This window comes from Acinetobacter sp. WCHA39 (assembly GCF_002165385.1).
GTDB lineage: Bacteria > Pseudomonadota > Gammaproteobacteria > Pseudomonadales > Moraxellaceae > Acinetobacter.
The window spans coordinates 13,987-34,859 of the sequence record NZ_NHRP01000029.1 but is presented as its reverse complement, the minus strand read 5'-3'; the positions used below and the strand labels follow the sequence as shown (position 1 = coordinate 34,859).

Below are 20,873 nucleotides of genomic sequence, written 5' to 3'. Positions count from 1 at the left end.
CAGTAAGTTTATTTCGCTACGGTTTGGACTATGTTCAAATGGCTATTCTACGTTTGATTGGTTTTGGAAAAAAAGAAGAATTTAAGAAAGTGCTCGCAATTTTAAGGAAGAAAAAGCCTGATAGGACAAGGGCCCTATGAAATTTGTCGTGTACAAAGAATTTAATCAATAGTTTAATTTTAATTGATTAAAAATTAAAAAAAATAATTAAATAAATTTTACATAAGTAATTATAAAATAACATTTTTTTACATTATGCATTTAACTGGAATTCACAGTCGAATATCTGTATTCTGTTACAAGTACAGCTTCTAAGTTGTTAGTTCATAAGGCTTATTGAAAAATACTAAAGAGTTGGCCTTGATCAATTAATGTTAATTTTGGATGTATTCACGATGGAATTCGTCAGACTGCTGTACGCAAGTAAAGTTGCTAATACATATCCTGAGCTAAAGCAAGATTTAATTGAAATCTTAAATTCAGCAGTAGATTTTAACTATCGTAATGAAATTACTGGTGTTCTTTACTATGGACATGGATACTTCGTTCAATGTCTTGAGGGTAGGAGGAGCAAAGTAGATGATCTTTTTTATACTCGAATTTTGAAAGATCCAAGACACAAAAATTGTGAAATTCTATTTTATGAAAAATGTAATATAGGCCTTTTTAAAAATTGGAACATGAAATTCGCACCAATTAATAAAAGGCTAGGGGACTTCTTTCTAGAAAATCATAGAGATGACTTTAATCCATTTTTACTATCAACTGAAACAATTCCAAATTTTATTGATCTTTTAGCATCGGAATATGCAATAGAACCATATTCATTCGAAATGAATGAATAATTCAAATTTTTAGATAGCATTGTTATAGAGTAAAATAATGAATATACGATTATGCTATGCCAGTTCACGTCATGAGCTAATAGATGATTTGATTGAAGACTTAAGTGATATCCTCACAGTTGCAAGAGACTTTAATTCTAAAAATGATATTTTCGGGGTTTTATATTATGCAAATAATGCTTTTTTCCAATGTTTAGAGGGGGAAAAGGTAATTGTTCATGAGCTCTTTGATCGTATTAAAGCCGATTGTAGACACAATTCAATATTAGAATTCAATGTTGTAGAAATTGATAAATTCAGTTTTAAAAATTGGTCTATGAAGTATGTGCAAAAAAGCTCAAATGTCGATATTTTCTTTAATCAAATAGGATTTGGTCAGTTCGTTCCAGCAGCTATAAATGAAGAGAATTTAAATCGATTTATAGACGTACTGTTAACTGAAAATCAGACAGAAGTAAAAAGAAAAATTGGTTTAAACAGACGTGGAACTCGTCCATACTTGTAAGACTAAAAAAGACGAGCTCTATTAGCCCGTCTTTTTTAATTCTTAAAGTGCAATACTCTTACTTGTTCCTAAATCTTGCGTTTCACCTGTTACTGCTGCCTTAGTAAGCTTATAGAGTGTGAATAGTGTGCCTGAACCTTTCCAATATTGAGCACCATTGCATATAACTCTAATCAGTTGAATGTCTGAATCGGATTTACCCTGTTGGAAGAAAGCCTCATAGGCAGGGGACCAGATTTCATCAAGTATGACTTCATCAATCACATTTTCTGCAACACCATTAATAGAGACATAATCATTATTTGAGGTATTACTATAACCCAAATTTACCTGAGGATTGCTTGATATACTTTTTACTAATTCAGATTTTTTTGAACCTAAGAACCATACAATTCCATTGAATGTATTATTCTGAGTGGTCATAGGAACGGAATGCAAATGACCTTCTTCAGTGACAAATGTTAACATTGCGAATCTAAAATGCTTAAGTAATTCGCTCAACTCTTCATAATTGCTATTAATATTTTCCATATATCTAATACTCAATTAGTAATTTGAATTAATACTATCTATTAAAAGAATATTAATAGAAGTTTATATTTGTATTTACAATGTTTAATAAAAATAAAAGATTAACATTAGTGTAATTTTATGATATTTAAGAGTATCTAACCTGACTATTTTTATTAATTTTTATGACTTTAAAGTAAGTGTTTTTATACCATATTACTTTATTTAAATAAGCATTATCTAACTCCTCCCATATTCTCAAAATTAAAGAACATAGTCGATTCTTCATAAATCCACAACCAATTTGAAACATGCATTTTTTTAGCTGAGTCAAAGAGAGTATCTTTAACTTTGACAAGCTTATGTAAATTCAATTTTTCGTCCTGAAGGATAATTTGATTAATTTTCAAAAAACACCATTAAGAAATAGGATAGGTAAATCTAAGCCTATTTTATTAGATTAGATACGGTTTAAAATTAAAAAATGTAAAGCTATAAAATTTTCAATATTTATCAATTGGTTAGAGATTTTTTATAAATATTAAGTAACATCAGAATTATCTTAATTTTTTTCTACTCATTTCATTTTGTTCTAGAAGAGATCTTATGCTTGGTTTAGTAGTGTATTTTATATTTGGATTGCAATTACCATTTTGGTTTTTCAATCTTCCAAGTGTTTTTACTAATCCCGTTAAATTCCTGTCAGATAGACAAGCTTATTAAAATTATTTTAAATTTAACAATATATTAAATGGTGCGCTCAGCGGGACTCGAACCCACGCCACAGGCTTCGGAGACCTGTACTCTATCCAGTTGAGCTATGAGCGCATACATGTGTGGCACATCATAGGCAAAAAATACATATAGGTAAATATAAAGACGCAATCAATATGATCTATTGTTTATTAAAACAACGATTTTGAACTTTAATTGCCAAAATATTTCAATTATGTTTGCAAATGCTGTACTGAATAATTAATCAACTTCAATGTTTGATTCAATTGTGCTGGTGGAATTCGTGATTCTTGTAGAAAAGTAATCCATTGCATTTGGCAAGCTTTTAATTGCTGTAGGTTTTTGATTATCTGTATTTTTTGTATTAATGGTCTCGCGATTAAACCACAATAAGTTGTTAAGGTTTGAATCATAACTTGTTGGATTTCAATAAAAGGAAGTTTTTCTAAGGTAATAATTTCTGCTTCAAGATTTTCTGCTGGATTAGATATGTTTTTATTTTGATCTGGTTGAATGTGTGAGATTTTCGTAGAAGTATTATTCTCTTCTGATGTGACTTCTTCTTCAATATGTATGGATTCGGGTTGTTGATGTGCTAATAAGCCCATATCAATCAGTTGTTGAACTAATTCCGTAGGTGCTATTCTTTCTTTATATCCATGATCAAGTTCTTGAAAATCTTCATGATCAATCAAAAGCAATAAACGACGCTGGCGTGGAGTTAAAGCACTATCACGTTGTTGCAGGGCATTTTGCCCGAGTTCAGTTTTGAAAAAATTAGACATTTCTTAATCCCCACAAGCCCAAGATCTAGCATGAGGATTAAGATAAAGTTAAAAAATGACAATAATATTAACAATTTATTAAATATTATTGTCTTGATTGGAATGACTGGAAAATAATTTAAAAAATTTTCTAACAGGGCTTATCTAACTAATTTTGTTTCCAATGCCTTACGTAAATAGAGATCAAGATCGTCTTGGCGTAAAAGCCATTGGATATAATCCGCTGGAAGATCTTGAATCGCAGTACCTTTGTGTTTACCAAAAGTAATATTCTTCGGAATACGAGCTTCTTCTGAAGCTATATAAAGCTGTTCAATATTTTCAATGTTTAATTGATGAATGATATGCATCAAAATATTAGCTGTTAAAATAATATCAGCATCAGCTCTATGAGCACCTTTGAGCATTTCTCTAGCTTTATCACTGCCCTTGGAGATCAGATAAATTAAGGCTGAAATATTATGTGCTTCCGCATTTTCCCAAACACGACGTGCAAGTGCTAAAGTGCAAATTGGTTTAATTTTTGATGTATCTACGCCGCACTTTGCAATAGCTGTAATATCGTAATCAACGTTATGACCGATAATATATTGGGTTTGTTCAGGCAGTTGAAACTCACTGTAAAAAGGTTGATCAGCTAGGTCTGATTCTAATATGTGATGCACCGCCATCGCGGCATAAGAGATAGGTTGACCAACTTGATACAGCTGATCAAAAATCTTTTTCTTATCTAAGCTCAGCTTTCCATGCTCAATTTCAATTGGCGCGTAAGCAATTTCTATAGGCAAACCATTTAATGTATGTGTTTCCGTATCTAAAATAATGGCTTGCATAAAGTTGAACCTAATTGGGTAGGATAGTCTCTCAGACTTTTTATCTTACAAGAAATTTAGGATGAGCTGTGCTTAATCATGCTTAGATTGATTGGATTTTAAATAAATTAGTAGTGTATTGCGCAAATAAAAAGCAAATATAAAAGGATATAAAAAATACTTGAAACAATTTTGTAATAGGCGTAATTGTTATGGATGTAGTTGCCTTAGAAAAATAACATCTAAGGACAAAATCAAAAAAGAAGATAGTTAAGGAAAAACTAAATGAAAATTAAACTATTAACGGTTGCAATGCTGAGCACGACTTTGTTTTTGACAGCTTGTGGTGGCGACGATAATGAATCGGCAGTTTTTGTACCTAAACCTGAGATTCCTGAAAATAATATCAAAGACCCTGTTGTTGGCATGCCAACAGCATATACAAAAACTGATTTTAGTCTTGTAGCGTCAGAAAGCTCTGTTATGACTTATAAAATGTTAGGTCAAAATGGTCAAGAAACGACGGCAACAAGTTTAGTTTTTGTTCCGAAAGGGACGATGCCAGCGGATGGTTGGAAAATTGTCGTTTGGGCGCATGGAACAACCGGTGTGGCTGATATATGCGCACCGAGTCGTAATGTGACTAATGAATATGTTTATGCAATGATTAGTAAATTTTTGGCAGCAGGTTACATTGTCGTTGCACCTGATTATGAAGGGCTTGGTGAACCGAGTGGGCGTGAACTTCATCCATTTTTAAATTTAAAAAGTGAAGCATATTCTATTACAGATGCTGTAGTAGCAGCTAGATCATATTTATCTAGTCAAGGAAAAATGACATCACGTCAATGGATGACGGTCGGGCATTCACAAGGTGGGCAAGCCGCATTAGGAGCAGCTCAATATGCGAGCCGCGCAAAATTAGACTATAAAGGAACGATTGCTGTAGCACCCGCATCTAATTTTGGTGCAATTTTAACAAATGGAGAGCTATCTGTAAAAGATGCGCCTGTAAACTTTCAAATTCCAGTTTATGCACAACTTGATACTTTTACTGCATTGATTACTGCAGGTCTAAGAAATAATAATTTAACATTCAGTTATTCAAATGTATTTAAATCACCAACTGACTTAATTGCGAGTAAAGCTGAGTCAAACTGCTCAGGTGCGTTAGGCAATGAGTTTGTTAGCGGGATGCAAAATTATTTAAAAACAAATGTTGATTTGAAAAATTACCCACGTACCCAAACAAACTTTATGGCTTTACCTTTGGTGAAAGAGTTTTTAGAAAAAGATTCTCAACCTGCAAAAGTCAAGCTTAATCAACCTGTTGTTATTTATCAGGGAGCAAAAGATACAACTGTACCAAAAGAAGCAACGGATGCTTTAGTATTTGATGCAGCTAATAAGGGATCTACTATTCGATATGTAACAAATCCTGAATGGGATCATGGAACGGCATATGTGCTTAATATTGAAAATATTGTGAATGATGTCAAATCAGTAATGCCTGCTAGTAATTAAAAATTTAAGTTTTATAAAAGCCCAATTCTGTGTGTTGAGGATTGGGCTTTATACTTTTAATCGTAATTTTTGAATGACTCAAAAAAGAGTAGATCAATTCCAGCTAAATAAAATTATTAGTGAAATGTGATTAAAATTCACGAATAATTAAATAAATATCAAGCTCTGTAACAGTAAACTTCATGCTATAATTCGCACCAATCTTTAGCACGGCTTAAAAGCCCTAATTTATAGGACCCTCCGCTAATGTTTGCCAATATCTCTATTGCTGAATTTGATCCAGAATTAGCTCAAGCGATTGCTTCGGAAGGCGACCGCCAAGAAGCTCACATCGAGTTAATTGCTTCTGAAAACTATTGCTCTAAAGCTGTAATGGAAGCTCAAGGCTCGAAACTTACTAACAAATATGCAGAAGGCTATCCGGGCAAACGCTATTATGGCGGTTGTGAATATGTTGACGTTATTGAGCAACTTGCAATTGACCGTGCGAAAGAGTTGTTTGGAGCAGATTATGCAAACGTACAACCACATGCAGGTTCACAAGCAAACTCAGCAGTTTACTTAGCGCTTCTTAATCCTGGTGATACAGTATTAGGTATGAGCTTGGCTCACGGTGGTCACTTGACTCACGGTGCTAAAGTTAGCTTCTCTGGTAAAACTTATAATGCGATCCAGTACGGTTTAAACCCTGAAACAGGTGAAATCGATTATGAAGAAGTTGAGCGTTTAGCTTTAGAACATAAGCCACGTATGATCGTAGCTGGTTTCTCTGCTTATAGCCGTGTTGTAGATTGGCAACGTTTCCGTGATATCGCGGATAAAGTTGGTGCTTACCTTTTTGTTGATATGGCGCATGTTGCTGGTTTAGTTGCTGCTGGTGTTTATCCAAACCCAGTTCAAATTGCTGATGTAACGACAACGACTACACATAAAACACTTCGTGGTCCACGTTCTGGTTTAATTCTTGCAAAAGCAAACGAAGAAATCGAGAAGAAACTTCAATCAGCTGTATTCCCAGGCAACCAAGGTGGTCCTTTAATGCACGCAATTGCTGCTAAAGCAATCTGTTTTAAAGAAGCTATGGCACCTGAATATAAAACTTACCAACAGCAAGTTGTTAAGAATGCTCAAGCAATGGCTGAAGTATTCATTGCTCGTGGTTATGATGTTGTATCTGGTGGTACTGATAACCATTTATTCTTATTATCTTTAATTAAACAAGAAGATGTAACGGGTAAAGATGCTGATGCATGGTTAGGCGCTGCTCATATCACAGTAAATAAAAATGCTGTTCCAAATGACCCACGTTCTCCATTCGTGACTTCTGGTATTCGTATTGGTACGCCAGCTGTAACCACTCGTGGTTTTGGTGAAGATGAAGTTCGTGACCTTGCAGGTTGGATCGCCGACATTATCGACAGTAAAGGTAATGAACAAGTGATTGCTGATGTGAAAGCGAAAGTTGAAGCAGTGTGCGCTAAATTCCCTGTTTATGCTGCATAATTTGCTTTGCTAAATAGAATTCTAAACACACCTCAAACTTTGGTTTGGGGTGTTTTTTATGGTGATGATTTATTGGAGCTAGCTAAAAGAATTCAATTTTTCGGTTGAATCTTTTTGTATTGATGTTACTTGAATAATTCAGCATGTGTTCCAGTACGAGTAAAGACGATTTGTGTATCTTGAGGGCGAATTCAAACATGAGGTGCGACAGTTTCAAAAGCCTTATGATAATCAACAAGCCGAGCGAATTTCTCTAATTGTTAAAAACGTAATACTAAAAAGCAAGTTTGGTGCCAGTGTTTTGCCTAAGTCCGTAAATATTGCTTTTTTTTAGAGATGATAATAGATGATTGATATGCGATTGAGTGATTCAGTTATATTGTGTAAGCCTCTAATTACCTAATAAATTTAAGCTATTAAATTTAATTTGCAGTTGATCCTTGCTCTCTATGTGTAAAGGATCAGGTTTAATACAATCAATAGGGCAAACTGCAATACATGTGGGCGATTCGTAGAAGCCGACACATTCAGTGCAACGTTGTGGGTCAATTTCGTAGATTTTTGCACCTTCATAAATCGCTTGATTCGGGCATTCTGGCAAGCACATATCACAGTTGATACATGCTGTGGTAATGAATAGCGCCATATTTAATCTGCCGAATATGCAAGTGCATCAGTTTTTAACTGCGTTTTGGTGTGTGGAAGATGACGGATTAATAAGGCATAAGCAATATCGATATCTGCTGAAATTGGGATTTCCACAATATGTCCAGAACCTTTTGCATTGTCGATTGGATGACCTTTTAAATCACGCATTTCAGTCAAAGTGAAGACAAGATTACCTTTGGGAGTCATAAGCTCAAGAGTGTCGCCAACTAAAAACCGATTTTTAACTTCGACTCGAACATAATCTCCGTTGCGTTCAATTACCTCACCACAAAACTGTTGATAGTCGAAATGTGATGAACCATCCTCATAATTTTGGTAATCGCTATGCACATGGCGACGTAAAAATCCTTCTGTGTAACCACGATTTGCCAAACCTTCAAGTAGATCCATTAAACTTGAGTCAAATGGTTGACCTGATAGCGCATCATCAATTGCTTTACGATAAATTTGAGCTGTTCGAGCACAGTAAAAATAGGATTTTGTTCGTCCTTCAATTTTAAGTGAAGCAATTCCCATATGAGTCAAACGATCAACATGTTGAATGGCACGTAAGTCTTTCGAGTTCATGAAATAAGTACCATGTTCATCTTCTTCAGCCGCAAACATTTCTTCATCATTACGTTGTACTAAAACACTTTGAACCAGATTATCTTCAACTTTATTGGAACAACATTGTTTGGATGATTCTATCTGCTGAACAGGAATTACGTCACCATTGGCATCTTCTTGTGCTTTATGAATTTTATATTCCCAACGACAAGCATTGGTACATGCGCCTTGATTTGCATCTCGTTTATTCATATAACCTGAGAGTAAACATCGTCCTGAATAGGCCATGCATAGCGCACCATGTACAAAAACCTCAAGTTCAATTTCTGGTACATTTTTCTGTATTTCTTCAATTTCTTCTAATGCGAGTTCACGAGAAAGAATGACTCTGCTTAAACCATAGTTTTTCCAGAATTTTACAGTTGCCCAATTAATCGCATTGGCTTGTACCGAAAGGTGGATAGGCATGTCAGGGAAATGTTCGCGAACCATCATAATTAAGCCTGGATCCGACATAATTAATGCATCAGGTTGCATCGCAATAATTGGCTCGATGTCACGAATAAAATTTTTAAGTTTGCTGTTATGTGGCTGAATATTAGCAACAACATAGAATTTTTTGCCTAATGCATGTGCTTCATCAATTCCGATTTTTAAATTTTCATGATTAAACTCATTATTACGAACACGGAGACTGTAACGTGGTTGTCCTGCATAAACTGCATCTGCCCCATAAGCAAAAGCATAACGCATATTTTTAAGTGAACCAGCAGGAGAGAGTAATTCAGTAATCATGATGCAAAAGGCATATAAAAAATAAGGAATTATTTTAAAAATATAATTACTAAGATTCAACCAAGCATTTTGCTCGGAATTATAGCTGTTTTTCTCTCATATAAAAAAATAACTCTAGAATTACTGCAACTTTATAATTTATATTGGCTTTGTTGCACAAAGGTTTGAAAGACAATGCTACCCTAATTGAGCTAAATTCAAGTGATAACTTGGATATGAGGGTGGTCTAATTTTTGAATTTATTAAAAATTTATACATGTGCATGAATCTAATTCATCTGACTAGGAAAACTCCTTGCTGTGAATTTATCACCTAATAATTTGATGCAATGCATTTTGGTTTCCACTAAACTTCGATGATGATAACCAGACCATTTTTTCCAAAGTGACTTACCTACCCGTTTGACTGTTTTTAATAATTCATTCCTCTCTCTAAATATCTCAATTTCTTATCTTTCCAAAGCTTTGCATGCTTCCCAGTAGTAATGACTGCATGCGCATCTCGATCTAAAAAGATTTGTCGGCTCGGAATATCAATATGCTTTTGTCGTCTACAGAGGGTGGAGTAATCTGGTGCTGTCCAATTCAAACATTAGTTGTACGGTAGGTTTTAGTCACAGGCTTCTTCATGTAGAAATTATATTGCTGAAGAAGCCTTCAAGAATAGCTTTGTGCAACAAAGCCTTTTAACATCAATAAAAATGACGATTAAGATTGAATTTTAAACTATATCTAAATATTCACTCTATGCTAGGCTTAAGAAAAAAGGATAAGCCTATGGATGCCATTGAAATAAAAGATTTCTCAGCTCTGACTGGGTATACAAATGCCATTTTAGCAATCGATGAGTGGCTTGAACACAAACCTTATTTCTATGTGATTAAGGATCAGTATTTGATTGATGAGGCTATTCGTGTTGAATATATCATTATTCAATAATTTTGAATTTAGAGGAGCTTATAAATGACAAAAAACCGATTGTTTATAGACTTATCTATTATGTATTGTTGATCTGAAATTGGGGTTTTTGTTTCAAGTAATAGACATAATTTTTTGATTTATTTGTTATCTTTAAATTTTTGCAAGATTTCAAATTATGAAGAAAATTCTATTTTTAGCTTTAGCACTTACTACATTAACAGCGTGTTCTTCAACACCCAGCAAGGATGTTACTCCACCTAAAATTGGTATGGCAAATCCTGCAAGCCAATACTGCGTTGAACAAGGAGGTCAGCTTGAGATTCGCAATAAGGCAAATGGTCAGGCTGGATATTGTAAATTGCCTAATGGGCAAGTGATTGAGGAATGGACATTTTTCCGTGCAAATCAAAGTAAATGTGTTGCTGATGAAGTACAAAAACTTGTAGGGCAGTCTGGTTTAACCGAACAGCAAATTAAGCAAAAAACCAAGTCCGAAATTGTGCGCAGTGTAGGACCAAATCAGCCCGTAACGATGGATTACCGTGAAAATCGAGTGACGGTAATGATTGATCCGCAATCTAAAAAAATTCTTAGCGCAAATTGTGGTTAATTGGTGAAATAAGTTCTTGCTTTCAAGTTGGTATCTACTAATTTGAAAGCTTTTCTCATTTAAATGAAAGATAGACCTTGATAAATCTACTTTTGTACCCATCAATTATAATATCGCAGTAATATTTTTCGTTTTGGCTTTAACTAAAAGTATAATCACTGTATTTATTTTCTAATTTTTGAGATAGACGAAACTTTGACATGAATCTACTTCTTATCGTAGTGTTTGGCGCAATTGCTGAGATATTAGTATGGATCGGCGTGGGCGACCTTGTTGGGAGTATGTGGTACGTATTCTTTTGGTTTGTTATAACTTTTTTTATGGGTTTGAATCTCGTTCGTTCTAGTACATCTAATATTATGCCGCAATTGCAACAAATGCAGATGACAGGTCAACTTGGAGCTGATCCTGCTGTTACTAAGAAATTAGCAATTGCAATGTCGGGTTTCTTGTTAATGATTCCTGGTTTAATTTCTGATGTATTGGCTGTATTGGTTTTAATTCCTGCAGTTCAAACAGCGTTTAGAAATATGTTGATGAAAGCAATGGCAAAGCGTCAACAGGCGATGATGGATCAAATGATGGGTGGAATGGGTGGTAATGCTGCTGGTCAGAATCCATTTGCTGATCTCATGCGCCAAATGCAGGACATGCAGAATCAACAACAAGGTGGGGGTCAATATCGTGACTCAACCATTATTGATGGCGAAGCGAGAGAAGTTCAACCTGATCAAAAGAAAATTGAATTCAAAGATGTTAATTAGTCGTTGATATGCTTAAAAAGCACATCCTAGTTGATGTGCTTTTTTATGCTTTATTTTTTACACTTTGCTCTTGTTTAGATTCTGTTTTGTCTGGTGTTTGTTGTTCTTTGCTCTGAGGTTGATACTGGGTAGGAAGGAGGTTTGTTATTTCATTTTCAGATTGTTTATATGAACGACTTCGATTAGCTCGTTCACGAAATCCACCTTTATTGATCAATTGAGTCATAGTAATGTCATCTATGATTTGAAAGATATATTTTAACAAATTATATGAAAGATCAAAATAATACTGAGCGTTAGTTGAATCTAGCTTTGTATATCTTCTTTACAATGTATCGAAGAGAATTGTTAATTTGAATGAATTGCCTTTTAAACTAGATTGAATTCTGATTTTTTTTTCTCATAGGATAAAAGTGAGACGAAAGAAATTGTTGTAAATAGTAAGTGGATGGAGGAATGATGTTATATCAATATCATTGCGCATGTTGTGACAAGGTAGTCGCTTCAACAGATAAGGAATGCCCTTATTGTGGTTCTCAGCATATTAGAAGTCCTTATGGTTTATGGATGTTCTGTGTGGCTGCATGTTTTGTAGTTGTACTTGTAATTAAGATGGTACATGTATATTCATTACATTATGAGGAAGATCAAACAACTCAGACAAGTTCTTTATTTGAAATGTTTAAACAAGATAGTGCTGAATCTAATAAATAATAATAAATAAAAAAGTTCGCAATTTGCGAACTTTTTTATGAGCGATAAACTTATAGTCCCGCAGCATCTTTAAGAACTTCGACTTTATCTGTCTTTTCCCAAGTAAATGCAGAATCTGAACCGTCACGACCAAAGTGACCATAAGCAGCTGTCTGCTTATACATTGGCTGAATTAGGTTCAGCATACGAGTGATACCGTATGGACGTAAATCAAAGTGCTCACGAACCAATTGAATGATTAATTCGTCTGATACTTTACCTGTATTGAAAGTATTGATTGAAATCGAAGTCGGTTCAGCAACACCAATTGCATAACTGACTTGGATTTCACATTTATCCGCTAAACCGGCTGCAACAATATTTTTTGCAACATAACGACCTGCATAGGCCGCAGAACGGTCAACTTTTGATGGATCTTTACCAGAGAAAGCACCGCCACCATGACGTGCCATGCCGCCATAAGTATCTACAATAATCTTACGACCAGTTAGACCACAGTCACCTACAGGGCCACCAATCACAAACATACCTGTTGGATTGATATGGAATTTTGTACCCGCATGGAACATTTCAGCAGGAATAATCGGTTTTACGATTTCTTCAATCACAGCTTCTTTTAAGTTAGCTTGACTAATTTCAGGATCGTGCTGAGTTGAAAGTACCACAGCATCTAGACGAACTGGCAGACCATTTTCATAAGCAAATGTTACTTGGCTTTTTGCATCAGGGCGCAACCAAGGTAAAGCACCTGAACGGCGTAATTCTGCTTGACGCTCCATTAAACGATGCGCATAAGAAATTGGGGCAGGCATGAGTACGTCAGTTTCACGACTTGCATAACCGAACATTAAGCCTTGGTCACCGGCACCTTGATCTTCAGGTTTCTGGCGGTCAACACCTTGTGCAATCTCAGGAGATTGTTTACCGATCATATTGAGCACGGCACAAGTTGAACCATCAAAACCTAAATCAGAGTGATGGTAGCCAATACCATTTACGGTTTGACGCACAATTGCTTCAAAGTCGACATTTGCTGTCGTTGTAATTTCACCAGCAAGAACAACCGCACCTGTTTTTACTAATGTTTCACAAGCGACACGCGCATACGGGTCTTCTTTTAGGATTGCATCTAAAATAGCATCACTAATTTGGTCAGCCATTTTGTCTGGATGACCTTCGCTTACAGATTCTGAAGTAAAAACAGCATACTCGCGCATGAACGTCCTATCATGGTTATTTTCAAAAAGACAGAGTATGTTACATCGACTTGGCGGATAGGACTAGCATAAGCTGACTAAAATGCATGAATTTATTTCATTTTCATTGTGTTTTTATTGATATGTGTATCAGTAAAACTAATATTAATGCTTTAATTAATAAAGTTTTTCTGAATTGTAAATTTTCATATTGGCGTGAATGCATTTTAGTGGTTGTTTAGATGGTGAGCATTTATATAAAGAATTGTATTTGAATGATCAAAATATAAGAAATATCGTGTATTGCACTTTACCCCATCTTGTTTTTTTAAGACAATAGTCGCAGTTTTTGAAAGATGATTTCTCATCTTCTCTCATCTTATTTGATTTAATCGGATTCTGACTTATGACAACCCCTTTAAATGAACGTCGTATTGCAAATGCAATTCGTGTCTTGGCTATGGATGCTGTGCAACAAGCAAACTCAGGGCATCCTGGTGCTCCAATGGGGATGGCAGATATCGCTGACGTAGTTTGGCGCGAATTTTTAAATCATAACCCAAGCAACCCACAGTGGGCGAACCGCGACCGTTTTGTATTGTCAAATGGTCACGGCTCAATGTTACAATATGCATTATTGCATTTGACAGGTTATGAGTTATCTATTGAAGATTTAAAACAATTCCGTCAATTACATTCTAAAACACCAGGTCACCCAGAATATGGCTATGCACCTGGTATCGAAACAACAACTGGTCCATTAGGTCAGGGTATTGCTAACGCAGTTGGTTTCGCTTTAGCTGAAAAAACTTTAGCTGCACAATTTAACAAAGATGGTTTAAACGTTGTTGATCACTTCACTTACTGCTTCTTGGGTGATGGCTGCTTGATGGAAGGTATTTCGCACGAAGTATGTTCACTTGCAGGTACTTTAGGTCTAGGTAAGCTGATTGCGTACTATGACGATAACGGTATTTCGATTGATGGTGAAGTAGAAGGCTGGTTCAGTGATGATACTGAACAACGTTTCAAAGCCTATGGTTGGCAAGTGCTTCGCGTAGATGGTCATGATGCTGATGCGATTCGTCAAGCAACTGTTGAAGCGAAAGCTGAAAGCAATAAGCCAACGATCATTATCTCTAAAACGATTATTGGTTTAGGTTCTCCGAATAAACAAGGTAAAGAAGATTGCCACGGTGCGCCGTTGGGTAAAGACGAAATTGCTTTAACACGTGAAGCATTAGGCTGGAAAGAAGACGCATTTGTTATTCCTGAAGATGTTTATGCTGCTTGGGATGCAAAGGCAAAAGGTCAAACATCTGAAACAGCTTGGAATGAATTATTTGCTCAATACCAAGCAAAATATCCAACTGAAGCAGCTGAATTGTTACGTCGTATCAACGGTGATTTACCTACAGAATTTGCTGCACAAGCCGATGCATTCATTGCTGAAACAAATGCAAAAGCAGAAACAATTGCAACACGTAAAGCAAGCCAAAATACTTTACAGGCATTCGGTCCATTACTCCCTGAATTATTAGGTGGTTCTGCTGACTTGGCTGGCTCTAACTTAACACTTTGGAAAGGTTGCCAAGGCGTACAAGACAATCCTGCGGGTAACTACGTTTATTACGGTGTTCGTGAATTCGGTATGACTGCAATTGCGAATGGTGTAGCTTTACACGGTGGTTTTGTTCCTTACGTTGCAACATTCTTAATGTTTATGGAATATGCACGTAATGCTGTACGTATGTCGGCATTGATGAAGCAACGCGTGATTCATGTTTATACACATGATTCGATCGGCTTGGGTGAAGATGGTCCTACGCATCAACCAATCGAACAAATTGCATCGTTACGCGGTACACCAAACTTAAATACTTGGCGTCCATGCGATACAGTTGAAGCTGCAATTTCTTGGAAATCTGCGTTACAACGTAAAGATGGTCCAACCGCATTAATTTTCTCTCGTCAAAACTTGCCATTCCAAGCACGTAATGAAGCTCAAATTCAAAACGCTGCAAAAGGTGGTTATGTACTTGCAGAAGAAAAAGGTGAGTTGAAAGCAATCATTATTGCGACTGGTTCAGAAGTTTCATTGGCGATGGAAGCATATGCACAACTTGAAGGTGTGCGTGTCGTGTCTATGCCATGTGCTGAAGAGTTTATGAAGCAAGATGCTGCTTACCGTGAAGCTGTATTACCTGCACATATTCGTGCCCGTGTAGCGGTTGAAGCGGCTCATGTTGATTACTGGTGGAAGTTTGTTGGTTTAGATGGCAAAGTGATTGGTATGACCACTTACGGCGAATCTGCACCAGCCAAAGACTTGTTCCAATTCTTCGGTATCACTACTGAAGCAGTTGTTGCTGCGGTTAAAGAAGTTACGTCTTAGTCAGTTGAAAGTAATAAAGCGTTCCAAATGGAACGCTTTATTATGCTTTTAAACTAAATATTTAGTTCAGTGTGAATCGAAATATTAGACGTTAATAATTTATGTACAGGACAGCTTTCAGCTACTTTGAGTAATCGTTTGTGCTGATCTTCGGTAAATTCACCTTTTAGCGTAATTTTACGCTCAATATTATTTTGACCTGATTCAGGTTCACCATTGGGATTTAAAGCCAAATCAACCTGAACATGATCAAGTTTAATTCCTTTATGGTTTGCATACATTTCCAGTGTAATGGTTGTGCACGCACCTAAAGCTGAAAGTAGCAGTTGAATTGGATTTGGTGCTGTATCTTGACCACCTTTATCTGTTGGTTCATCTGCATACCAAGTATGACCCGAAGAATCCGTAAGCGTAACACGATAAGGGGTTGGGGTATTTAGAGCTTGAACTGTATGAGTCATATTCTACCTTGTTGTTTATCTTTAAGAATTTAAATCTAAATTTATCAATCGATCATGTTATTCCTCAGATCAATTGTCCACTACCTAATGGTCTTATGATAATTGTGTTTGATATGTGCTGTAACGTTTTTATTGTTGCACGGATGAAACATATCGTTTTATAAAGAATAGTGAATAAAAATACTTGATCTATAAACTATTGCTTATATCAAACAAGGATACGAAAAATGCAATTTAAAACATTAAGCCTCGGTTTAGCTGCTGCTATCGCAAGTTCTGTAACATTAGCTGCGCCAGTAGACTATAAAATCGATCCAACACATACAGCAACAGTATTTAGCTGGAATCACTTTGGTTTCTCTACGCCGAGTGCAAACTTCACTGATATTCAAGGTACAATTAAAGTTGATAATGCAAAACCTTCAAATTCATCTGTAGAAGTGACGATCCCTTTAAGCAGCGTAAATACCAATGTTGTTGCTTTGGATAAAGAATTCCAGGAAGAAGCTTGGTTTAATGCTGCGAAATATCCAAATATTACTTTTAAAAGTACTAAAGTAGAAACCAAAGACAAGAAACACTTCAAAATTACAGGTAATTTAACCGTTAAAGGTGTGACTAAGCCAGTGGTATTGGATGCTGTGCTGAATAAACAAGGTGAGCATCCAATGGCGAAAGTACCTGCGATTGGCTTCAATGCAACAACAAGTTTTAACCGCTCTGCATTTGGTATCGGTAACTACGTGCCGAATGTTGGAGATAAGATCACTGTGAATATTACGACTGAAGCAACTGCTGCAAAGTAATATCAAACAAATCGTTAGATTGATAAAAAAAGCTCATGGAACTAATCCCTGAGCTTTTTTTAATTTTGCGTGTAAATTTGGTGTATTGATTCAATATTATGCTGTTGCGTTAAAAGCTTCGGCATAAACAATGCTATCTGTTGGGATAGTTTCGGAGAAAGCAAGCACCTGAAAATATTCAGCAGGTACATTTTCTAAAACCAGTCTCGGATCCGCTTTAAAGCCAAATCTGCCATAATATTCAGGTTCACCAAGCAATACACATCCTGCTGCTCCCAAATCTTTTAAAGCCGCTAAACCATCATTGATTAGCTTTGAGCCTACACCTTGTGCTTAATATTCAGGTTGAACTGAGACTGGCCCAAGACCATACCAGCCAGTTGATTGATCTGAGATGGAAACGGGAGAAAATGCAATGTGCCCCATCACTTCATTGTTATATTCAGCAACCAGTGAAAGGGTTAATTGACCTGAATTACGCAGCGCATTCACAATAAACTATTCAGTATGGCTGGAATATTGCTGATCTTGAAAAACAATCTCAGTTAAATTAAAAATAGCCTAAGTTTCGGATGGTTGTTCATTGCGAATATGAAAGTTCATGTTTTATATGACCCTAATGAAATGTCCGAATCTATGGGAGTGAATATAATTGATAAATCATTAGTCTGATAAAGCCTACGCGTTTTAATCTTTCGCCTGTTTTTCTTCTGGCAATAAATATTCAGGCATAGATTTCTTCGCTTGTCTGCGTAGCATCATTTTGATGTATAAAACAATTGCAAAACAAGCCGTCGCAATTGTTAACATGATGCTATTCATATAACTCATGATCGAACTAATATAACCAATGGTCGCAAGACGGCGTTGCATACGCTCAACCTGCGTGCTGGACTCAACACCTGTAATTGCCCATGTACATAAATGTTCGCAGTTATTGATAATCAAATGATACTGGTTTTCATGCATACGTGAACGCATACGTCTTACTACAGCTTTGGCCTTGTAGCGAGGGGATAGATAATTCTTGATATGGATTGTTTTGCCATGTGCAAAACGTTGCAGTGAGGTTGTTTCAATCGGACGTTTTTTAAAAATATGGGCAAAACCTGAATAATGAATAACTCGTCCACGACCTGCATAAATACCATGATGACTATAGCCAAAGTGTTTAACAATTAGGTGCGCACCGAGAGGGAAATGTCGCTGTGTTTGCTGCATACTCATACAAGACTATTGTATTTACAGATGTATTTTAATCAAAAAATATGAATCTATCGAGTGCATTTAAAGACTCATTTATACGATTATGTGTGGAGATTGTATCTATTCTTTTTATGTTGAAATACATTGTGGGACAATGCGGTTAGTCGATTTGAACAATATTAAATTATGCTAAAAAAATGGTTTATAGCCGCATTGGTCAGTATTTGTATGTCTCATGTTTATGCGATGCAGCATCAAATAATTAAAGTAGACAATATTTCATACGATGTAATTAAAGCAGATCATTTACAGCAACTCAGACTTTTCCTAAAAGATCCAAAGAATGCTCGTTATTATCAAAAATTTGCTCATATCCAAAAAATGCTTCCAGCATGTGAACAGTTAAGTTTTGCTATGAACGCAGGTATGTATCACCCTGATTTTCAACCTGTCGGTTTATATGTTGAGGAGGGTAAAGAAATTGTTGAACTTAATGAAGCGCAAGGATTTGGTAATTTTTTTATGCAACCAAATGGCGTGCTTGCATGGAATGATAAATATGCTGTAATTAAAACAACGACAGATTATAAATCCATGAGATTTAAGCCACGGTTTGCTACGCAGTCTGGACCAATGTTGGTTTATAAAGGCCAAGTAAATCGCCAATTTGTAGCAGATTCAAATTCTCTAAAAATAAGAAATGGAGTCGGTGTTAGAAATAATCAGTTGTACTTTGTGATTTCACAAAAACGGGTCAATTTTTATCAGTTCGCACAATTTTTCAAGCAAAATTTAAAAATTGATAATGCATTATATTTGGATGGTTCAATTTCAAGTTTATATTCTACCCAAACTAAACGTCAGGACAAGACTTTTAATTTAGGTCCAATCGTTGCTGAAATTGCTCAAGAGAATTGTAATTAATCAACCTCTCATCTTCTAAGCATTAGAAGATGAGAAGCGTTTATTTTTATTGAATTGGCATTTTGATAAGAGCAAGAAGCTCTTTGCGGCTATAGCCTCGTGAAATGAGAACTTTCTTTATACCTTTAATCACATCTTCATCTGTCGCTTTGACTAAAGCATCCAGTAGTTGTTCATTTGATTTGCAAGAACAATCATTTTCAACGCAAGAGGTTTGATTCTTGTGTTCATTATATTGCTGATCTGCATTAAACAATTTTTGCCAAAAACTCATAGAGCCTTCATATACAACCTAACATAGATCGAAATATAGTCACTTTAAAATAAAATACAAGTCAGCTTAAGTGATAAAAGCAGCAGTTGATCTTCAATTTTTTCGATGATTCTTTTTGTTTCTAACGAAATTATGACAGTTGAATGACTTGATCTTTGAAAAACATCATTTTTTCTAGTAAAAAATTTAAATAAAAATAGAGAGTTATGAGAACTCTCTATTTTTAATGGTTACTTTGCAATAATTTGTTTAAATCTTTTCGAGCAATACACCAGATTCCACATGATGGGTAAAAGGGAATTGATCGAACATCGCAAATTTTATAATACGATGTGTTTGACTGAGTGTTTTTAAATTATCGTGTAAGGTATCTGGGTTGCATGAAATATAAAGAATACGCTCAAAACCCTGTAGTAATTTCAGTGTTTCATCATCAATGCCTGCACGTGGTGGATCGACAAATACCGTGTCAAAGTCGTAGCTTTGAATGTCGATCTGAGCTTCCTGCAAACGTCTAAATTCACGTTCACCTTGATACGCCTGAGTAAACTCTTCGGCAGATAAACGCGCCACCTGAATATTCTCAATCTGATTTTGCTCAATGTTCCATTGCGCTGCGTAGACTGAAGATTTAGCAAGTTCAGTTGCAAGGACACGTTTAAATTTCAAAGAGAGTGGTAGAGTAAAGTTACCATTACCACAGTACAATTCTAATAGGTCTTTCTCAGAGCTTTCAGCAGCATCACAAGCCCACTCCAACATATGTTGGCACACTTGTGCATTGGGTTGTGTAAAGCTACTTTCAATTTGTTTGTATTTGAAAGTACGACCATGAACATTGAGTTGTTCAACCACGTAGTCGTCACCAATAATCACTTTTTGGCCACGGCTACGCCCCATAATTTTAATATTCAGCTTTTCTGCTAAAGCTTTCGCAGCGATTTCCCAATCTCCATCTAAACGGCGATGATAAATTAAAGTCACCAACATTTCTCCGCTCAATGTGGCGAGGAAATCAGCTTCAAAAATACGTTGCGATAAAATAGGAGTTGCTTTTAATTCTTCTAATAAACGTGGCATCAAATCATTGATGCTTTGATCTGCGATAGGAAACTCATCAACTCGTATAACTTCTTTTTGTTTACCATCTTCAGCACGTTCAAACATGGCATAGAACAAATCATTTTCGGTATGCCAGATACGAAACTCTGCGCGCATACGAAAGTGTTGTTCAGGTGATTGAAACACTTCTAAAGTTGGGGGATTGAACGGAGCGAATTGTGTGGTAATGCGTTCAACTTTCTCTTGAAGTTGCTGTTGATAAGATACGGTCATAAAAAGAAAGCTACAGCTGAAATCTAAAGCCGAATG

The 20,873-nt window shown here is 35.8% G+C and carries 22 protein-coding genes, 1 tRNA gene and 4 pseudogenes; 12 read left to right on the top strand and 15 right to left on the bottom strand.

What is annotated here, in order from left to right; translation table 11 throughout:
- The 3 genes and pseudogenes from CDG56_RS16925 to CDG56_RS13200 all read left to right on the top strand — a co-directional run.
- Window positions 1–140: pseudogene (locus tag CDG56_RS16925) on the top strand (IS4 family transposase); the annotation flags it as partial.
- Window positions 141–395: 255 nt separating this feature from the next.
- On the top strand, window positions 396–845 hold the full coding sequence (locus CDG56_RS13205) for a BLUF domain-containing protein (RefSeq protein WP_087548136.1): 450 nt from the start codon (window positions 396–398) through the stop codon (window positions 843–845).
- 37 nt (window positions 846–882) lie between these two features.
- Complete coding sequence (locus tag CDG56_RS13200; protein ID WP_087548135.1) at window positions 883–1,350, top strand: BLUF domain-containing protein; 468 nt, start codon at window positions 883–885, stop codon at window positions 1,348–1,350.
- Window positions 1,351–1,392: 42 nt separating this feature from the next.
- Here CDG56_RS13200 and CDG56_RS13195 read toward each other — a convergent pair whose 3' ends face one another.
- The 5 genes and pseudogenes from CDG56_RS13195 to CDG56_RS13175 form a co-directional block, all read right to left on the bottom strand.
- Entirely contained in the window at window positions 1,393–1,881 is a 489-nt protein-coding gene (locus tag CDG56_RS13195; RefSeq protein WP_087548134.1) for a pyridoxamine 5'-phosphate oxidase family protein, read from the bottom strand.
- A gap of 127 nt (window positions 1,882–2,008) precedes the next feature.
- Window positions 2,009–2,270: pseudogene (locus CDG56_RS17345) on the bottom strand (hypothetical protein).
- A 342-nt stretch (window positions 2,271–2,612) separates the two neighbouring features.
- Window positions 2,613–2,688, bottom strand: a tRNA-Arg gene (locus CDG56_RS13185).
- A 119-nt stretch (window positions 2,689–2,807) separates the two neighbouring features.
- Complete coding sequence (locus CDG56_RS13180; protein WP_087548133.1) at window positions 2,808–3,380, bottom strand: hypothetical protein; 573 nt, start codon at window positions 3,378–3,380, stop codon at window positions 2,808–2,810.
- A 140-nt stretch (window positions 3,381–3,520) separates the two neighbouring features.
- The gene (locus CDG56_RS13175) at window positions 3,521–4,213 is read right to left on the bottom strand and encodes a 3'-5' exonuclease (protein WP_005159674.1); all 693 of its coding nucleotides are present in this window, start codon (window positions 4,211–4,213) and stop codon (window positions 3,521–3,523) included.
- 264 nt (window positions 4,214–4,477) lie between these two features.
- Here CDG56_RS13175 and CDG56_RS13170 point away from each other — a divergent pair, with 264 nt between their 5' ends.
- Together CDG56_RS13170 and glyA are read left to right on the top strand one after the other, a co-directional pair.
- On the top strand, window positions 4,478–5,716 hold the full coding sequence (locus tag CDG56_RS13170) for an alpha/beta hydrolase family protein (protein ID WP_087548132.1): 1,239 nt from the start codon (window positions 4,478–4,480) through the stop codon (window positions 5,714–5,716).
- Window positions 5,717–5,962: 246 nt separating this feature from the next.
- Window positions 5,963–7,219, top strand: a complete 1,257-nt coding sequence (gene glyA, locus CDG56_RS13165; protein ID WP_005159681.1) for a serine hydroxymethyltransferase — start codon at window positions 5,963–5,965, stop codon at window positions 7,217–7,219.
- Window positions 7,220–7,610: 391 nt separating this feature from the next.
- Here the strand turns inward: glyA and CDG56_RS13160 are convergent, their stop codons facing one another.
- The 3 genes and pseudogenes from CDG56_RS13160 to CDG56_RS13150 all read right to left on the bottom strand — a co-directional run.
- A complete protein-coding gene (locus CDG56_RS13160) occupies window positions 7,611–7,865 on the bottom strand; it encodes a YfhL family 4Fe-4S dicluster ferredoxin (protein WP_087545682.1) in 255 nt (84 codons plus the stop codon).
- Window positions 7,866–7,867: 2 nt separating this feature from the next.
- Window positions 7,868–9,232: a tRNA 5-hydroxyuridine modification protein YegQ gene (yegQ, locus tag CDG56_RS13155; protein ID WP_087548131.1), complete on the bottom strand. Its 1,365-nt coding sequence runs from the start codon at window positions 9,230–9,232 to the stop codon at window positions 7,868–7,870.
- Between the two features lie 250 nt (window positions 9,233–9,482).
- A pseudogene (locus CDG56_RS13150) lies at window positions 9,483–9,754 on the bottom strand (IS5/IS1182 family transposase); the annotation flags it as partial.
- Between the two features lie 254 nt (window positions 9,755–10,008).
- Between CDG56_RS13150 and CDG56_RS17100 the strand changes: the two are divergent.
- The 3 genes from CDG56_RS17100 to CDG56_RS13140 all read left to right on the top strand — a co-directional run bounded on the left by CDG56_RS17100 (window position 10,009) and on the right by CDG56_RS13140 (window position 11,526).
- Window positions 10,009–10,170 (top strand): hypothetical protein, encoded by a 162-nt coding sequence (locus CDG56_RS17100; RefSeq protein ID WP_005159687.1) that lies wholly within the window; start codon window positions 10,009–10,011, stop codon window positions 10,168–10,170.
- A 157-nt stretch (window positions 10,171–10,327) separates the two neighbouring features.
- Window positions 10,328–10,762 (top strand): DUF333 domain-containing protein, encoded by a 435-nt coding sequence (locus CDG56_RS13145; protein WP_087548130.1) that lies wholly within the window; start codon window positions 10,328–10,330, stop codon window positions 10,760–10,762.
- Between the two features lie 200 nt (window positions 10,763–10,962).
- The gene (locus CDG56_RS13140; protein ID WP_087548129.1) at window positions 10,963–11,526 is read left to right on the top strand and encodes an FxsA family protein; all 564 of its coding nucleotides are present in this window, start codon (window positions 10,963–10,965) and stop codon (window positions 11,524–11,526) included.
- 43 nt (window positions 11,527–11,569) lie between these two features.
- Here CDG56_RS13140 and CDG56_RS13135 read toward each other — a convergent pair whose 3' ends face one another.
- Window positions 11,570–11,752: a hypothetical protein gene (locus CDG56_RS13135; RefSeq protein WP_005159698.1), complete on the bottom strand. Its 183-nt coding sequence runs from the start codon at window positions 11,750–11,752 to the stop codon at window positions 11,570–11,572.
- Window positions 11,753–11,982: 230 nt separating this feature from the next.
- Here CDG56_RS13135 and CDG56_RS13130 point away from each other — a divergent pair, with 230 nt between their 5' ends.
- Window positions 11,983–12,240 carry a hypothetical protein gene (locus tag CDG56_RS13130; protein WP_087535893.1) on the top strand — a complete coding sequence of 86 codons (258 nt, stop codon included), beginning with the start codon at window positions 11,983–11,985 and terminating at the stop codon, window positions 12,238–12,240.
- A 50-nt stretch (window positions 12,241–12,290) separates the two neighbouring features.
- On the opposite strand, the gene metK is transcribed toward CDG56_RS13130, so the two are convergent.
- On the bottom strand, window positions 12,291–13,457 hold the full coding sequence (gene metK / locus CDG56_RS13125) for a methionine adenosyltransferase (RefSeq protein ID WP_087548128.1): 1,167 nt from the start codon (window positions 13,455–13,457) through the stop codon (window positions 12,291–12,293).
- Between the two features lie 385 nt (window positions 13,458–13,842).
- On the opposite strand from metK, the gene tkt reads away from it, so the two are divergent.
- Window positions 13,843–15,831 (top strand): transketolase, encoded by a 1,989-nt coding sequence (tkt, locus tag CDG56_RS13120; protein ID WP_087548127.1) that lies wholly within the window; start codon window positions 13,843–13,845, stop codon window positions 15,829–15,831.
- Window positions 15,832–15,884: 53 nt separating this feature from the next.
- Here tkt and CDG56_RS13115 read toward each other — a convergent pair whose 3' ends face one another.
- A complete protein-coding gene (locus tag CDG56_RS13115; RefSeq protein ID WP_087548126.1) occupies window positions 15,885–16,292 on the bottom strand; it encodes an OsmC family protein in 408 nt (135 codons plus the stop codon).
- Between the two features lie 227 nt (window positions 16,293–16,519).
- On the opposite strand from CDG56_RS13115, the gene CDG56_RS13110 reads away from it, so the two are divergent.
- A complete protein-coding gene (locus CDG56_RS13110; protein ID WP_005159723.1) occupies window positions 16,520–17,098 on the top strand; it encodes a YceI family protein in 579 nt (192 codons plus the stop codon).
- 96 nt (window positions 17,099–17,194) lie between these two features.
- Here CDG56_RS13110 and CDG56_RS13105 read toward each other — a convergent pair.
- Window positions 17,195–17,656, bottom strand: a pseudogene (locus CDG56_RS13105) (GNAT family N-acetyltransferase).
- A 129-nt stretch (window positions 17,657–17,785) separates the two neighbouring features.
- Entirely contained in the window at window positions 17,786–18,319 is a 534-nt protein-coding gene (locus tag CDG56_RS13100) for a lecithin retinol acyltransferase family protein (RefSeq protein ID WP_034602684.1), read from the bottom strand.
- A gap of 171 nt (window positions 18,320–18,490) precedes the next feature.
- On the opposite strand from CDG56_RS13100, the gene CDG56_RS13095 reads away from it, so the two are divergent.
- Window positions 18,491–19,228 carry a phosphodiester glycosidase family protein gene (locus CDG56_RS13095; RefSeq protein WP_087548125.1) on the top strand — a complete coding sequence of 246 codons (738 nt, stop codon included), beginning with the start codon at window positions 18,491–18,493 and terminating at the stop codon, window positions 19,226–19,228.
- Between the two features lie 46 nt (window positions 19,229–19,274).
- Here CDG56_RS13095 and CDG56_RS13090 read toward each other — a convergent pair whose 3' ends face one another.
- Together CDG56_RS13090 and trmA are read right to left on the bottom strand one after the other, a co-directional pair.
- Window positions 19,275–19,502, bottom strand: coding sequence for a hypothetical protein (locus tag CDG56_RS13090; protein ID WP_087548124.1), 228 nt, complete (start codon window positions 19,500–19,502; stop codon window positions 19,275–19,277).
- Between the two features lie 249 nt (window positions 19,503–19,751).
- Window positions 19,752–20,837, bottom strand: a complete 1,086-nt coding sequence (gene trmA / locus CDG56_RS13085; protein WP_087548123.1) for a tRNA (uridine(54)-C5)-methyltransferase TrmA — start codon at window positions 20,835–20,837, stop codon at window positions 19,752–19,754.
- Window positions 20,838–20,873 lie beyond the last annotated feature (36 nt).

Coding starts and splice junctions, on each gene's coding strand:
- CDG56_RS13110 (WP_005159723.1), top strand. CDS start 16,520: ATGCAATTTAAAACATTAAGCCTCGGTTTAGCTGCTGCTATCGCAAGT.
- CDG56_RS17100 (WP_005159687.1), top strand. CDS start 10,009: ATGGATGCCATTGAAATAAAAGATTTCTCAGCTCTGACTGGGTATACA.
- CDG56_RS13130 (WP_087535893.1), top strand. CDS start 11,983: ATGATGTTATATCAATATCATTGCGCATGTTGTGACAAGGTAGTCGCT.
- CDG56_RS13205 (WP_087548136.1), top strand. CDS start 396: ATGGAATTCGTCAGACTGCTGTACGCAAGTAAAGTTGCTAATACATAT.
- trmA (WP_087548123.1), bottom strand. CDS start 20,837: ATGACCGTATCTTATCAACAGCAACTTCAAGAGAAAGTTGAACGCATT.
- CDG56_RS13175 (WP_005159674.1), bottom strand. CDS start 4,213: ATGCAAGCCATTATTTTAGATACGGAAACACATACATTAAATGGTTTG.
- CDG56_RS13095 (WP_087548125.1), top strand. CDS start 18,491: ATGCTAAAAAAATGGTTTATAGCCGCATTGGTCAGTATTTGTATGTCT.
- CDG56_RS13200 (WP_087548135.1), top strand. CDS start 883: ATGAATATACGATTATGCTATGCCAGTTCACGTCATGAGCTAATAGAT.
- CDG56_RS13140 (WP_087548129.1), top strand. CDS start 10,963: ATGAATCTACTTCTTATCGTAGTGTTTGGCGCAATTGCTGAGATATTA.
- CDG56_RS13100 (WP_034602684.1), bottom strand. CDS start 18,319: ATGCAGCAAACACAGCGACATTTCCCTCTCGGTGCGCACCTAATTGTT.
- metK (WP_087548128.1), bottom strand. CDS start 13,457: ATGCGCGAGTATGCTGTTTTTACTTCAGAATCTGTAAGCGAAGGTCAT.
- tkt (WP_087548127.1), top strand. CDS start 13,843: ATGACAACCCCTTTAAATGAACGTCGTATTGCAAATGCAATTCGTGTC.
- CDG56_RS13180 (WP_087548133.1), bottom strand. CDS start 3,380: ATGTCTAATTTTTTCAAAACTGAACTCGGGCAAAATGCCCTGCAACAA.
- glyA (WP_005159681.1), top strand. CDS start 5,963: ATGTTTGCCAATATCTCTATTGCTGAATTTGATCCAGAATTAGCTCAA.
- CDG56_RS13145 (WP_087548130.1), top strand. CDS start 10,328: ATGAAGAAAATTCTATTTTTAGCTTTAGCACTTACTACATTAACAGCG.
- CDG56_RS13135 (WP_005159698.1), bottom strand. CDS start 11,752: ATGACTCAATTGATCAATAAAGGTGGATTTCGTGAACGAGCTAATCGA.
- yegQ (WP_087548131.1), bottom strand. CDS start 9,232: ATGATTACTGAATTACTCTCTCCTGCTGGTTCACTTAAAAATATGCGT.
- CDG56_RS13170 (WP_087548132.1), top strand. CDS start 4,478: ATGAAAATTAAACTATTAACGGTTGCAATGCTGAGCACGACTTTGTTT.
- CDG56_RS13160 (WP_087545682.1), bottom strand. CDS start 7,865: ATGGCGCTATTCATTACCACAGCATGTATCAACTGTGATATGTGCTTG.
- CDG56_RS13090 (WP_087548124.1), bottom strand. CDS start 19,502: ATGAGTTTTTGGCAAAAATTGTTTAATGCAGATCAGCAATATAATGAA.
- CDG56_RS13115 (WP_087548126.1), bottom strand. CDS start 16,292: ATGACTCATACAGTTCAAGCTCTAAATACCCCAACCCCTTATCGTGTT.
- CDG56_RS13195 (WP_087548134.1), bottom strand. CDS start 1,881: ATGGAAAATATTAATAGCAATTATGAAGAGTTGAGCGAATTACTTAAG.